The sequence below is a fragment of the Marinomonas sp. ef1 genome, from assembly GCF_002806845.1.
GTDB lineage: Bacteria > Pseudomonadota > Gammaproteobacteria > Pseudomonadales > Marinomonadaceae > Marinomonas > Marinomonas polaris.
The window spans coordinates 42,925-57,180 of the sequence record NZ_NHTT01000007.1; the positions used below are offsets into that span (position 1 = coordinate 42,925).

General features: G+C 42.5%; 13 protein-coding genes. 9 read left to right on the plus strand and 4 right to left on the minus strand.

Going from position 1 to position 14,256, the window contains the following annotated elements:
* The first annotated feature begins 67 nt into the window (after positions 1-67).
* The 3 genes from grpE (at position 68) to dnaJ (ending at position 3,956) form a co-directional block, all read left to right on the plus strand.
* Positions 68-646 carry a nucleotide exchange factor GrpE gene (grpE, locus tag CCS02_RS11240; protein WP_072840196.1) on the plus strand — a complete coding sequence of 193 codons (579 nt, stop codon included), beginning with the start codon at positions 68-70 and terminating at the stop codon, positions 644-646.
* A gap of 104 nt (positions 647-750) precedes the next feature.
* Positions 751-2,664: a molecular chaperone DnaK gene (gene dnaK / locus CCS02_RS11245; protein WP_072840195.1), complete on the plus strand. Its 1,914-nt coding sequence runs from the start codon at positions 751-753 to the stop codon at positions 2,662-2,664.
* Between the two features lie 164 nt (positions 2,665-2,828).
* Positions 2,829-3,956 carry a molecular chaperone DnaJ gene (dnaJ, locus tag CCS02_RS11250; RefSeq protein WP_072840194.1) on the plus strand — a complete coding sequence of 376 codons (1,128 nt, stop codon included), beginning with the start codon at positions 2,829-2,831 and terminating at the stop codon, positions 3,954-3,956.
* Positions 3,957-3,993: 37 nt separating this feature from the next.
* On the opposite strand, the gene CCS02_RS11255 is transcribed toward dnaJ, so the two are convergent.
* On the minus strand, positions 3,994-4,605 hold the full coding sequence (locus CCS02_RS11255; RefSeq protein WP_100186496.1) for a uridine kinase family protein: 612 nt from the start codon (positions 4,603-4,605) through the stop codon (positions 3,994-3,996).
* 126 nt (positions 4,606-4,731) lie between these two features.
* Here CCS02_RS11255 and CCS02_RS11260 point away from each other — a divergent pair, with 126 nt between their 5' ends.
* The 4 genes from CCS02_RS11260 to gcvA all read left to right on the plus strand — a co-directional run bounded on the left by CCS02_RS11260 (position 4,732) and on the right by gcvA (position 8,781).
* Entirely contained in the window at positions 4,732-5,292 is a 561-nt protein-coding gene (locus CCS02_RS11260; RefSeq protein ID WP_100186495.1) for a uridine kinase, read from the plus strand.
* A gap of 34 nt (positions 5,293-5,326) precedes the next feature.
* On the plus strand, positions 5,327-5,656 hold the full coding sequence (locus tag CCS02_RS11265; protein WP_072840191.1) for a DUF3392 family protein: 330 nt from the start codon (positions 5,327-5,329) through the stop codon (positions 5,654-5,656).
* Between the two features lie 262 nt (positions 5,657-5,918).
* Positions 5,919-7,298 carry a glyceraldehyde-3-phosphate dehydrogenase gene (locus CCS02_RS11270; RefSeq protein WP_100636606.1) on the plus strand — a complete coding sequence of 460 codons (1,380 nt, stop codon included), beginning with the start codon at positions 5,919-5,921 and terminating at the stop codon, positions 7,296-7,298.
* A gap of 538 nt (positions 7,299-7,836) precedes the next feature.
* Positions 7,837-8,781: a transcriptional regulator GcvA gene (gene gcvA, locus CCS02_RS11275; protein ID WP_100636607.1), complete on the plus strand. Its 945-nt coding sequence runs from the start codon at positions 7,837-7,839 to the stop codon at positions 8,779-8,781.
* Here the strand turns inward: gcvA and CCS02_RS11280 are convergent, their stop codons facing one another.
* The 3 genes from CCS02_RS11280 to CCS02_RS11290 all read right to left on the minus strand — a co-directional run bounded on the left by CCS02_RS11280 (position 8,782) and on the right by CCS02_RS11290 (position 12,128).
* Positions 8,782-9,552 (minus strand): TSUP family transporter, encoded by a 771-nt coding sequence (locus CCS02_RS11280; RefSeq protein ID WP_012071618.1) that lies wholly within the window; start codon positions 9,550-9,552, stop codon positions 8,782-8,784. It abuts the gene before it with no gap.
* A gap of 122 nt (positions 9,553-9,674) precedes the next feature.
* Complete coding sequence (gene glpD / locus CCS02_RS11285; protein ID WP_100636608.1) at positions 9,675-11,162, minus strand: glycerol-3-phosphate dehydrogenase; 1,488 nt, start codon at positions 11,160-11,162, stop codon at positions 9,675-9,677.
* 195 nt (positions 11,163-11,357) lie between these two features.
* Positions 11,358-12,128 carry a DeoR/GlpR family transcriptional regulator gene (locus CCS02_RS11290; RefSeq protein ID WP_012071616.1) on the minus strand — a complete coding sequence of 257 codons (771 nt, stop codon included), beginning with the start codon at positions 12,126-12,128 and terminating at the stop codon, positions 11,358-11,360.
* A gap of 172 nt (positions 12,129-12,300) precedes the next feature.
* Between CCS02_RS11290 and glpK the strand changes: the two genes are divergently transcribed.
* A complete protein-coding gene (glpK, locus tag CCS02_RS11295) occupies positions 12,301-13,785 on the plus strand; it encodes a glycerol kinase GlpK (protein ID WP_100636609.1) in 1,485 nt (494 codons plus the stop codon).
* Between the two features lie 91 nt (positions 13,786-13,876).
* Entirely contained in the window at positions 13,877-14,167 is a 291-nt protein-coding gene (locus tag CCS02_RS11300; protein ID WP_072840185.1) for a hypothetical protein, read from the plus strand.
* Positions 14,168-14,256 lie beyond the last annotated feature (89 nt).

Below are 14,256 nucleotides of genomic sequence, written 5' to 3' on the forward strand. Positions count from 1 at the left end.
AAGGTTAAAAGCTGACCCCATATACCCTGCACATAGGAAGCATTGTTTCTGTTATTTGGAGTTGAAAATGAGTGAGCAGCAAAAAAATCCTAATCTAGACGCGGAGCATGATTTGAAAAGCGAAACGCAAAACGAAACAGTAGAAGAACTTTTAGAGCCTGAAGTAGAGACTTTAGAAGAAGTTACTGAAAATGATGAGCTTGCAAAAGCATTAGAAGAAGTCGCTCAGTATAAAGAAGCGGCACTTCGCGCTCATGCGGATGCACAAAACGTACGTCGTCGTGCAGAACAAGATGTCGAGAAAGCGCACAAGTTTGGTTTAGAAAAGTTTGCTAAATCGATTGTGAACGTGGCGGATAATCTAGAGCGTGCTTTAGCTTCTGCACCAGATACAGGTGAATCTGACCCTGTTCGTGAAGGTGTAGAGCTAACGTTAAAAGATTTGCTTGAGACTTTGGCTCGTTTTGAAGTGAAAGTGGTTGATCCACATGGTGAACCGTTCAACCCTGAGTTGCATCAAGCTATCACTATGGTGCCAAACCCTGAGTTAGAAGCGAACACCGTTATGGATGTAGTGCAGAAGGGTTACACAATTAATGGCCGCTTATTACGTCCTGCAATGGTAGTGGTTTCAAGCGCAGCCTAAAAAAATACTGTCATTTTTTTGACACTGGACGCTTGAAATACTTTTAAGCGTACCCAAATACAGAATTATCATCGTCATAAACGAATTTATTGGAGATACAAACCATGGGTAGAATCATTGGTATTGACTTAGGTACAACAAACTCTTGTGTTGCCGTCTTGGATGGCGAAAAGGCTCGCGTTATTGAAAACGCTGAAGGCGATCGCACCACACCTTCTATTGTTGCCTTCACCGAAGACGGCGAAGTCTTGGTAGGTCAATCTGCAAAACGTCAAGCGGTAACAAACCCAACAAATACTTTGTATGCGGTTAAGCGTTTGATCGGCCGCAAATTTAAAGATGACGTGGTTCAAAAAGACATCTCTATGGTGCCTTACAAAATTATTGCTGCAGATAACGGCGATGCGTGGGTAGAAGTAAAAGGCGATAAGAAAGCGCCACCACAAATCTCTGCTGAAGTTCTTAAGAAAATGAAGAAAACAGCAGAAGACTACCTAGGCGAGAAAGTAACAGAAGCGGTTATCACTGTTCCTGCTTACTTCAACGACTCTCAGCGTCAAGCAACAAAAGACGCTGGTAAAATCGCTGGTCTAGAAGTAAAACGTATTATTAACGAGCCAACAGCGGCTGCCTTGGCTTACGGCCTAGACAAGAGCTCTGGTGACTCTACTATCGCGGTTTATGACCTTGGTGGTGGTACATTCGATATCTCTATCATCGAAATCGCTGACGTAGATGGCGAGAAACAATTCGAAGTATTGTCTACAAATGGTGATACTTTCCTAGGTGGTGAAGATTTCGATATGCGTGTTATCGAATACTTGGCAGCTGAATTCAAAAAACAGTCTGGTATCGATCTACACAACGATCCATTAGCTCTACAACGTTTGAAAGAAGCGGGTGAGAAAGCGAAAGTTGAGTTGTCTTCTTCTTCTCAAACAGAAGTTAACTTGCCTTACATCACTGCAGATGCAACTGGCCCTAAACACTTGAACGTGAAATTGACTCGTTCTAAGTTGGAGTCTTTGGTTGAAGAGTTAGTATTGAAATCTCTTGAGCCTTGCCGTCAAGCATTGAAAGATGCTGATTTGACTGCTTCTGATATTGATGAAGTTATCTTGGTTGGTGGTCAGACTCGTATGCCACTAGTGCAAGCGAAAGTAACTGAGTTCTTCGGTAAAGAGCCACGTAAAGACGTGAACCCAGATGAAGCGGTTGCAATCGGTGCGTCTATCCAAGGTGCGGTACTTTCTGGTGATGTGAAAGACGTTCTTCTTCTAGACGTTACTCCACTGTCTCTAGGTATCGAGACAATGGGTGGTGTTATGACAGCATTGATCGAGAAAAACACGACGATTCCTACTAAGAAATCTCAGACTTTCTCTACAGCAGAAGACAATCAAAATGCGGTAACTATCCACGCATTGCAGGGTGAGCGTAAACAAGCGTCTCAGAACAAATCTCTAGGTCGTTTCGACTTGGCTGATATTCCACCTGCTCCACGTGGTGTGCCACAAATCGAAGTAAGCTTCGATATAGATGCCAACGGTATCTTGAGTGTTTCTGCGAAAGATAAAGCGACTGGTAAAGAGCAGTCTATCGTTATCAAATCTTCTTCTGGTTTGAGCGATGAAGAAGTTGAAAAAATGGTGCAAGACGCTGAAGCGAATGCTGAAGAAGACCGTAAGTTCGAAGAGCTTGTACAAGTTCGTAACACAGCTGATGGCATGATTCACGCAACTCGTAAAACTCTGGTTGATGCTGGTGATAAAGCAACGGCTGAAGAGAAAGAGGCGATTGAAACAGCGATCACGGAGCTTGAAGAAGCTCTAACATCTAACGACAAAGAGAAGATCGAAGAGAAAACTAATGCGTTGACTCAAGCATCTGGTACTTTGGCTCAGAAGATGTATGCAGAAGCTGAAGCTGGTGCACAACCAGCTGAAGGCGAGCAAGCTAAGTCTCAGGATGATGCTGTTGATGCAGAATTCGAGGAAGTGAAAGAAGATAAAAAATAAGCGCTAAGCACTTATTTGCCCATTAATAATGGGGTTGTTTATAGCGAGCACGGTTTTAGACCGTGCTTTGCTGTTTGCAAAATATGAGATTGACGATTTTTAAAATTCAGTTTTTTTAGATTTAGACTTTTTAATTCAGACTTTTCAATTCAGGAATGCTTGCGATGAGCAAAAGAGACTATTACGACGTTCTTGGGGTGGCCAAAGACGCGGATAAGAAAGACATTAAAAAAGCTTATCGTTCTTTGGCGAATAAGTACCACCCAGATAAGAACCCAGACAACCCAGAAGCACTAGATAAGTTCAAAGAGCTGGCTGAAGCTTATGAAATACTGTCTTCTGATGACAAACGCGCAGCCTACGATCGATTTGGTCATGACGGCGTAAATGGTCAGGCTGGTGGCTATGGCGGCGGCGCTGGAGCGGGTGGTTTTAGTGATATTTTTGGTGATGTATTCGGTGATATTTTTGGCGGCGGTGGTGGCGGTCAAAGCCGAACTCGTCGCGGTTCCGATTTACGTTACACCTTAGAGCTTGATCTTGAACAAGCGGTTTGGGGATGTGAAGAAAAAATCCGCATACCAACTTTGGTGAACTGTAATACCTGTGATGGTTCTGGTGCTAAAAAAGGTTCAACGCCTAAGACATGTGGAACATGTGGTGGTGCAGGCCAAGTACGTATGTCACAAGGTTTCTTCTCTGTTCAACAGGCTTGTCCAGAATGTCATGGTGCTGGTCAAGTGATCAGTGATCCTTGTAGAGATTGTCATGGCCAAGGCCGTGTACAAGAATACAAAACTCTTAATGTAAAAATTCCTGCAGGCGTAGACACAGGCGATCGTATTCGTTTGTCTGGTGAAGGCGAAGCAGGAACTCATGGCGGTCCTGCAGGTGATTTGTTTGTTCAAGTCTCTGTTAAACCGCATAGCATTTTTGAGCGTGATGGTGCGAACCTATATTGCGAAGTGCCAATTAGCTTTACAACAGCGGCATTAGGTGGCGAAATTGATGTACCGACGCTAGATGGTCGTGTGCGTTTGAAAGTGACTGCTGAATGTCAGTCTGGCAAGTTGTTCCGCTTGCGTAATAAAGGCGTGAAACCTGTTCGTGGTGGTCCAGTTGGCGATTTGATTTGTAAGGTCGTTGTTGAGACGCCAGTAAATCTTACGTCCCGTCAAAAAGAGCTATTCACGGAATTGGCTGAAAGTATGGGTGAAGGAACAGATCATTCACCTAAGCAGAAAAGCTGGTTTGATGGTGTGAAGCGTTTCTTTGATGATATTAAGAAATAAAACTTTATTACCTCGGCAATATAAAAGAGAAGGGCGCCTATTTGGCGCCTTTCTCTTTTAGTAGGTAGTCAATATGGTTGCGTAATAAGCTTGCTGCATTGGTGAAGCTTTTATTATTTGGAATAATAAAGTCCGCTTTGTTGCGAATGTCGATGGTTTTAAGTGATGCTTGGCGTACATGGCGCATATAGCGGCTGGTAACCTCATTGACGTCGCGTCCACGTTCTGCAATGTCACGCTTTAAGCGTCGTACTACGGCGATATCCATATCTGTATCGACGTACAGAAGGTAATCAACAGCATCTCGTATCCCGGCGTCTTGGAACATCATATGACCTTCCACTAGAACAACATGTGTTGGATCTAGATTGCGATAACCTATACGTCTGTGTTGTGAGTGATCGTAAACCGGAATTTCATTTGGTTGCTGACGGTTCTTACAGTTATGAATAGCCAGAGTGAGGCTTTCAAGGTCTAACGAGCTTAGGTCGTCAAAGTTGTAAACGTCTGGATCAATACTGCCGCATCCATTGTAAAAACTGTCTTGGCATAGGGTTGTGATTTTGTCACCTTGGCCTTCCGCTAATAAAGAACAAAGTCGGCTTTTTCCGCTGCCGGATACGCCGGTGATGCCAATAACAAGAGCCATGTATTACCTCAGAAAATAAAGTTTTGGTACTCCTTGAGTTTAAGGAGTTTATAATGTTGTATTATATATCAGGTTTGATCATTTTTGCCTGTCAAACTGAAGCATGAAATCTCAAAGGAAGGATTAATGCGTACGAAAGTTGCTCCAATGTTTGCTTCGTTTATTTTTGCTCTTTCTATGGGGACTGCGACATTAGTTAAGGCGGAAGCAAGTGATGTTTCTCGATCCTCTAATGTGGCAGAGTTGTTTGGTTTACCATTAAATGATCTGAGAGTATCTCAATTAGAAAATCAGCTTAATAGTATGGGATTGCATAGTTATCCGTCTTATAAAGATGGTGTTATAAGCTACAGCTTAGGGCCTGAAGGTATTTTAGGAGTCACAAACGCGACTATTTATTCCAATGGATCGGGTTATGTTCGTCAGGCGCTGTTATCCGGTGTTGTGGAAAGCAGTGAAAAACGTAAAGCGCTAGGTGAGTTGCTTGCACAAAAATACGGTAAACCTAGTGAAGGTTTTCTTAGTAATGGTATTGGGCGTTCGAAATGGCTGTTTAAAGATGGCACCATGATAGAATTTCATAACACGACTTATGACGTCTCTCTCATGTACGTTGATGAAAGTCCAAAGGTAGCAATTCGATCTGGGCAAATTGATGTTGAAGCCCTGTCTCGTAAAAAGCAATAATCTTATAGTTTGTTTATCGTGTAGTTAATTATCTATGTTTATTCTTGATCTCAATCTTCGTTTTGCCCATTTTCTTCAACCTTATCTTCAGGATATTTCTTTAGCTTTGGTAGCAACCTGTTTGGTGGTTTACGGGGATAAGGTGAATGGTTTTCTTAAAAGCTTGGTGTCTTCTTGGGTGTTTCTTGCTCGAGTGATGGCGTTTATTTTGATGTGTACTTTTGGTTATGGGCTTCTGACATTATGGAGTCAGCCATTAATATATTGGGGAATTACACGAGTTGATTTGGTGTATCGACCGGTCTTAATCCTATTTTGTTTTTGTCTTTTGGGTGTTTTGGCTGAAAGAAAGCGTCATTTGTAAAATAATTCATGAAATTTCCTGTCAGTTTTCGTTGCCAAATTACAACATAATCGCACCATTACTATGGATCAGCCATGTAATTGCGTGATTATGTAGTAAAGTTTCTAGACCTTCTTTGTTATTTCGTTATTTCTATAAAAAAACACGCTAAATACCCGATTTTAAAGGTTTTTTGTAGTCTTCTTACAATTTGTTTTTGTCCTAATCTGCCGTTAGACTGCGCCCATATTGATATAACAGAGTCTTTTTTCGGGGGCAGAAAATGACAAGCACTTGGTTACAAGCACTTTCACAAGCAGAATCTATGATTCCTCTTTTAGGTAAACTTGGTCGCGAAAAAGCGGTAAAAGTTCAGTTGGCAGGAAACACCTTAATGGCGGATTCTGTGACTGGTCTGATGGCTGCGTTTGATCAGCATCCTGAATTAGACCTTGTCCAAGTTTATCAAGTGTTGGAGCAAGTGTTAGCAAGTAACACCGCTCATACCGTTGTAGAACTAGAATCTTTGATTGCGGAAGCGGATGTTGAGTCTGTACTAGCTGCTCAGCCAAACGATGGCACAGAAACTCCTGTTGTTTTATATGGATTCGGCCGTATCGGTCGTTTACTTGCACGTCGTATGTGTACGCTTGGCCATACAACTCCAGGCATGGCATTAGCTGCGATTGTTGTGCGTAAAGCATGTGATGATGATCTTTCTAAACGTGCTAGTTTGCTTAAATACGATTCTGTTCATGGTATATATGACGGTTTAGTAAAAGTTGATGAAGAGAATCAAACTCTGATCATCAATGGTTCGCCAGTAAAAGTTATTTATGCTTCTGATCCTGCTGAAGTTGATTACCAAGCCCATGGTATTAATAATGCTTTGCTTGTTGATAACACAGGTCGCTGGCGTGATCATGACGGTTTGAGTGTTCACTTAAATCGTCCAGGTATTGAGCGTGTTGTACTGACTGCACCTGGTAAGGAAATGAAAAACATCGTTTTCGGTGTAAACGATAGCGATGTAACAGACGCAGACCGTATTGTTTCTGCTGCATCTTGTACGACAAACGCGATTACGCCTATCTTGTCTGTACTAGAGGAAACATACGGCATCGAATCTGGTCACGTAGAAACGGTTCATGCTTATACTAATGACCAAAACCTAATCGATAATATCCATAAAGGTGATCGCCGTGGTCGTGCTGCAGGCATGAACATGGTGATGACTGAAACTGGTGCGGCTAAAGCGGTATCAAAAGCGATTCCTTCTCTAGAAGGTAAGTTGAGCGGTAGTGCGATCCGTGTTCCTGTTATCAACGTTTCGATTGCGGTATTAAGTTTGAACTTGAAGTCTGCGACGTCGGTTGAAGCGATTAATCAGTTGTTGAAAGCGGCATCAAATAGCGCTGAATTGACAGGTCAGATCGGCTACAGCGAAGAACGTGATGCGGTAAGCTCTGACTTTATCGGTTCTCAGCAAGCAGGTATTTTGGATTCTTTGTCGACGAAAGTTCGTGGCAATCAAGCAACTTTATATGTTTGGTACGATAACGAGTATGGCTACAGCTGTCAGGTTGTGCGTTTGATGGAGAAGCTTGCACAGGCAAATTTTACTAAGGCTGAATTGCTCGAAGACAAAGCAAAAGCAGCTTAAGATATGACCGGACACATTTAACGTGTGTTATTTAACGGCGGCCTTTGAGTCGCCGTTTTTTTTGCCTCAAATTTACAGACATAATTTCGAGGCAAAAAAAAGCCGGATAAAATCCGGCTTCAACAAAAGTAACTAGCAGTTGCGAATAACATCATCCTGTGGGGAATGGTGATATTCATCTAAAACATGACTGTGGGACAGGTTTTAGAAGTAATACAGTTAGGGCTGTATCAGTAAATATTAGGTCGCTGTTCAACCTAAGAGATTAACTAATTCTATCTTTTTGGATCGGTGTTACAAACGATATAAATTGATTTGTTGGATTAGCTGAATTAATGCAAAATATAGGATGCATTTTTAAATCAATGATTTTGATTTTTTATTAAGTGATATTTTTTTTGTTAAGTATTTGTTTATTAAAAAATTATTTCATATTTATGATGTGTTTTTTGCAGTTTTAGCTTTATTTTCATTGGTTTTTTAATTCAGTGTATGTCTAATTTTGCAGTAGCTGAGATCGTCTTATGGTGGTTTTTTTATGAAGTCTGTTCCTTTAGCTGGGCTGGGTACATTTGCTATCGCGGCTCGTCATTTGAGTTTCACTAAAGCCGCGCAAGAACTGCACCTTACACAGGGGGCCGTGAGCCAGCAAATTCGTCAGTTAGAAGAGCGTTTAAAACTTACTTTGTTTGTTCGTTATCATCGACGTCTAGAGCTGACCGTGGCCGGTGTGCGTTTGGCTGTGCAATTGAATCATAGCTTTACTGAAATTAATGATTTGGTTTTAGAGTTGCAGGAAGAAGAAACGTCTAATATTTTGACGGTTTCTGTTATGCCGTCCTTTGCAACTAAGTGGTTGATTCCTCGTCTGGGGAGTTTGCAAGAAGCCTATCCTGATTTACAGCTACGCATTCAGGCCAATGATAGAGAGGTGAATTTCCAGCGCGACAGAATTGATGTAGCGATAGTGCATAGCCATGTGCATAGCTCAAAAGGGCATATTGTTCCCTTAATGAAAGATAAGGTTTTTCCCGTTTGCAGTCCTGCATTTGCAGAGCAGCGAGCTTTGACTGAAGCAAGCCAATTAGCGCAAGTGCCTTTATTAAATGATGACTCTGAGTGGCGTTTTTCTAGTCCATATGCGGAGTGGGAGAAGTGGCTGTTATTGGCTAATGCAAAAGGCATTAAGCCTTCGCGCGGCATCAGTTTTAATCGTGGTGATCTTGCTGTGCAAGCAGCTGTTGCTGGACAAGGCGTTGCTTTAGGGAGAACGCCTTTGGTGATGGATGATATTCAGCAGGGAAGATTGATGAGGCCGTTTTCAGAAACATTAGATGAAGGTCATGCCTATCTATTTGTTTGTCCCGAAATGCAGCGTCAGCGAGAGCCGGTTCAGCAGTTACTCAGTTGGTTAGTCGCGCAATGCTACGAATATTCACCAGAGGATGCTTTGACGACACCCGATGGTCTGATTTCGTTATAATTAGTTATCTAATAGTAATTTAACTGAAATCGCCAAACACATAATAATCACCATTGGGCGAATAAGCTTCGCACCTTTGGTGATAACGAGGCGTGAGCCAATTTGCGCACCAAACCATTGTCCAATTCCCATTACGATACCCAATGCCCAAATAAGGTGACCGCTAAAGGCAAACATGGCCAAAGAGGCTAGGTTACTGGTCGCGTTGAGTACTTTTGTATGAGCCGTTGCTGAAACGACAGTGAGCCCCATCAAACACAAATAAGCAGTAGAAAAGAAAGCGCCAGTTCCTGGTCCAATCAATCCATCATAAAAGCCAATGCTGGTACCGATAATTACCGCAAACTGTATGTGAGTAAGGGAAAATTTACTGGCAATGTAAGGCTGAACCTTGGGTAAGAAGAAAAAGAAAATGGCTACCGCGATTAAGATAATTGGAACGGCTTTTAGCAGTAGGCTACTGTCTAAATAAGAGACTAATAGTGTGCCGCAGATAGCGCCGATGGCTGTCATCAAAATGGGGAGCCACATATCAGACAGCTTTACTTGTCCTTTTTTTATAAAGTGGTAAGACGCCGATACTGTCCCCGCGCAACCTTGTAACTTATTGGTTGCTAGCGCTTCGGCTGGTGACAGTCCTGCTGCTAATAGAACCGGCACAGTAATTAAGCCACCACCGCCTGCAATGGCATCAATGACGCCTGCAAAAAAAGCGGCAGCAAAGAGTGCAAGATAGATCCAAATAGAGATATCGAAAAAAACAAAGTCCATTGAGTGTTTATTCCTGTAGGGATAGATGTACGATGCTTTTTAGTAGAGCAAAAAAAGCCCACCTAGACAATCGTTTAGGCGGGCTAATGAGTAGTAATAGTAGAGTATTTTATCGAACTAAATTAAATTTTTGTTTGGATGTAGCTTTCGAGAGTGCTTTCTTGATTCGGAGTAAATTCAAGGCCAAGCTTAGTTCTACGCCATAGAATATCTTCTGCTGAATGCGCCCATTCATGCTTGATCAAATAATCCACTTCCACTTGATAAAGCTGATTGCCAAAGTGCTGGCCAAGGTCGCTTTCTGAATTCGCTTTATTTAGTAATGCATGAGTTAGTGTACCGTAGCTATTGGCGAATCGATGGGCAAGGTGTGCACCGATAAAAGGATAATCTTGTTGTAATTTCATCGCAAAACCATCAAGAGACATACCTAAGTCACCGCCAGGTAGTGGTTTGCTGTGAGTCCATTCGCTTTCAAGGTTATCAAAGTAGGGTGTAAGCTTTTTCATCGCAGATAAGGCTAGTTTGCGGTAGGTAGTGATTTTTCCGCCAAAAATACTTAGCAATGGTGCTTGATGATTTTTGTCGTCAAGGTGCAATGTGTAATCGCGAGTGACGGCCGAAGGATCAGACGACTCATCTTCCAATAGAGGTCTTACGCCTGAATAGCTCCAGACAACATCCGCTGGTGTGAGTGTTTTTTTGAAATGATCGTTCGCCACTTTCAATATGTATTGAGTTTCATTTTCTGAAATCGCTACATCGTTTGGATCGCCTTTGTACTCAACATCGGTTGTGCCTAACAGTGTGTAGTGTTCACGGTAAGGAATCGCGAAAACGATACGTTTGTCGGTATTTTGCATAATGAAAGCGTTTGAATGCTGATACAGCTTCGGTACAACAATATGGCTGCCTTTGATCATGCGAATGCCGTAAGGGGCTTTTTGTTCTAGTTTCGTTTCGATAAACGACGATACCCAAGGGCCTGCAGCGTTTACTAAGGCTTTGGCTGTTATCTCATGAGTTTCTTTGGTTATTTGATCCTCTAGGCTGATGTGCCATTGGTTGTCGATACGTTTAGCAGAAGTGCAACGAGTGCGAGCAAAAATAGACGCGCCATTTTGCTGAGCACTAAGCGCATTGGTTACCACTAAGCGAGCATCATCAACCCAGCAGTCTGAGTATTCGAAACCTTGCGTAATATCGTCTTTTAATGGGCTATCTGCACCGTACTTGACGCCTTTTGAACCTAACAGTGTCTCGCGCTTACCGAGGTTGTCATAAAGGAACAAGCCAATACGAATTAGCCAAGCTGGACGTAGGTGTGGTCTGTGAGGCATTTGAAAGCGCATCGGCGTCACAAGGTGAGGAGCGACATTTAACAATACTTCACGTTCTGTTAGGGCTTCTTTTACAAGGCGGAATTCGTAATGCTCAAGATAGCGCAAACCGCCATGAATCAATTTACTACTCGACGATGACGTAGCATGAGCCAAATCTCCCATTTCGCAAAGACCCACATTTAGGCCTCGTCCTGCTGCATCAGCGGCTATTCCTGTGCCGTTAATGCCGCCGCCAACAACAAATAGGTCAAAATGGGAGTGATTCATACTAAGCCTCACGATCTAAAATGCGAATGTTTATGTTCGAAAGTGAACATTTGTGTTCGATATTAAACCTCTAAAGCGATTATGACAATAACGCTTTGTGAAGTTTTGGTGAAGATTTGATCTTTTTTAGGTTTGAAGAAGGGTGAAAATTGAAGTCAGCTGAGTGAATTACCCTGATGGTACTGGGCCCAAGGGTTACTTGGGCGTGCAGATTTCCAATCGAACTTTGTGCTCTTTCATTAGTTTGATGATGGCCTTTGGTGGCTGCTCATCTGTAAAGAGTCGGTCTACTTGGGTGATGTTGCCTAAACGAACAACGGCATTGCGACCAAATTTAGCGCTGTCAGCAGCGAGAAAAACAGTACGTGAGTTATTGATGATACTTTGCGCTACTCGAACTTCTTGGTAGTCGTAATCCAATAGTGAGCCATCGTTAGGGTCAATACCACTAATACCTATGATGCCAAAGTCAACACGGAATTGATTGATGAAGTCGATAGTGGCTTCACCCATAACGCCGCCGTCCCGTGAGCGAACGGTACCGCCCGCAATAATCACTGTAAAGTCTTCTTTTCCGCTTAAAATCGCAGCAACGTTGAGATTGTTAGTAATAACTTGCAAACCTTGGTGATTCAATAGTTCACGTGCAACGGTTTCGGTTGTAGTGCCAATATTAATAAACAAAGAGGCATTATTTGGAATTTCGGCGGCGATTCGTTTGGCAATTTGCTCTTTCGCAGGTAGTTGCAAAATTTGTCGAGTCGCATAAGCCACGTTGGTAGTACTAGAATCGTAACTCGCACCACCATGATGTCTGCGTATTTGATCTGCCTTTGCCAACTCATTAATATCACGGCGAATGGTCTGCGGTGTGACAGCAAACTGGCTGGCCAATTCATCGATTGTCACATATCCCTTTTCTTTCACTATGGCGACAATATTGTCTTGGCGAGAGAGTTGGCCCATCTTGTTTTCTTCTCCTGATAAAAGACATTACTTGTTAAACGAAGCTTGCTAAACGAGTGCGCATTGGTTTTTAATAGGGAATATTCGTATTTGAATATTCATGTTCAAAAAACAAAACAACAATTGAGTCGCTTACTTTTTTGAGTGACTGTGATTTCAAAGAGAATTCACCATGACACATTATATTCTGGCTATTGATCAAGGCACCACCAGTTCTCGGGCTATTTTATTTGATGAAAAAGGCTCTCGTGTTGGCCAATCTCAGCAAGAATTCCCACAAATTTTCCCCGATGATGGTTGGGTTGAGCATGATCCCGAAGATATTTGGTCATCTACTTTAGCTGTGTGTCGTTCTGTTCTCAAGGATACAGGGATCGACGCACAAGCGATAGCAACTATAGGTATCACCAATCAGCGCGAAACCACCATTTTATGGGACATCGACACTGGAAAGCCTGTTTATAATGCAATTGTTTGGCAAGATCGACGTACCAGTGGATTTTGTCAGTCTTTGAGTGATCAAGGATTAGGTGAAAAAGTACAAGAAAAAACCGGGCTGTTAATCGATCCATATTTTTCTGCAACTAAGATTCGTTGGATCTTAGATAATGTTGATGGTGCACGCGAAAAAGCTCAGTCAGGTCGTTTGGCTTTTGGTACGGTTGACAGCTTTTTATTATGGCGACTGACAAATGGCAAGTCCCATAAAACCGATGCAACAAATGCCGCTCGTACTATGGCGTTTAACATACATACGCAGGAATGGGATGATGAACTGATCGAGCTATTAGGAATTGGTGATGTATTGTTTCCTGAAGTGATGGATTGTAGTGCTGATTTTGGTCTCATTGATGCTGCATGGTTAGGTGCTGAAATTCCAGTCAATGGTATCGCAGGTGATCAACAAGCCGCTTTAATTGGGCAAGCTTGCTTTACGCCCGGTATGGTGAAGAGTACTTACGGTACTGGTTGTTTCATGATTTTGAATACCGGTGATAGAGCGATTCGATCTGAACATAAGTTGCTCACTACCGTAGGTTATCGCCTAAATGGCAAAGTCACTTATGCATTAGAGGGTAGTATTTTTGTGGCTGGCGCCGCGATTCAATGGTTACGAGATGGCTTGAAGCTATTTGCTGATGCCAAAGAAACGCAAAGTTTGGCGAAGCAGGCTTTGAATGATGATTCGGTGTATCTCGTCCCCGCTTTTACAGGGCTAGGCGCGCCATATTGGGATCCTGATGCCCGTGGTGCCATGATTGGGTTAACTCGTGATACTAGTGTCGCTGATATCGTTAGTGCTGGTTTGCGTTCTGTGTGTTACCAGACAAAAGACTTAGTTGGTGCCATGGCGCAAGATGGCGCAACATTCAGCTCTTTACGTGTCGATGGTGGAATGGTTATAAATGATGTGATGGTGCAGTTCTTAAGTGATTTGTTAGAAATCACGGTAGAGCGTCCTTGTGTGACTGAAACCACTGCATTGGGCGCTGCATTTTTAGCGGGTTTGCAGGTTGGCCTTTACCAGTCTTTGGATGAGATTGAAGTCTTGTGGAAAGCAGATAAATGTTTTGAGCCCACAATGGCAAAAGGCACAGGCGATAAATTGTATCAAGGTTGGCAAAAAGCAGTGGATCGTGTGCGTACACGAGACTAATTTTTACGATTTGATACATGCTTTGTCTTGTGTGATAAGGCAAATATGGCTAACTTTAACAATGGATGTTTATTCACAAAGGGTTTAGAGAATGTCGAAACAGTTTGCCGAAGTACAGCAAGATGATTTTATGAAGTTTGGTGGTGAGCGTCCAAGCTACTTAGAAATCGAAGATGCATTGATGTCGCTAGGCGGACATGGTGTTGGTGGTAATAACTTCAAGAATGAAATGGTGAAATTAGCAGGTTGGACTGGTGGCGCATTGACTACTTATGCTCAGCGTGCAGCTGTTGCTCAGGCCGCTTTTAATCGTATCCGTGAAGTTTTGCCAAAGGCAACTACCGCTGATGAATTGAGAGCCATTCTTAAAAGTTTGAAATAAGTAGTTATTTCAAACTCAAGGTTTAAAAAATAAAAAGGGGAATGGCATGATAGGTCTTTCCCCTTTTTTATATCTGTCTTTTGGTTGGA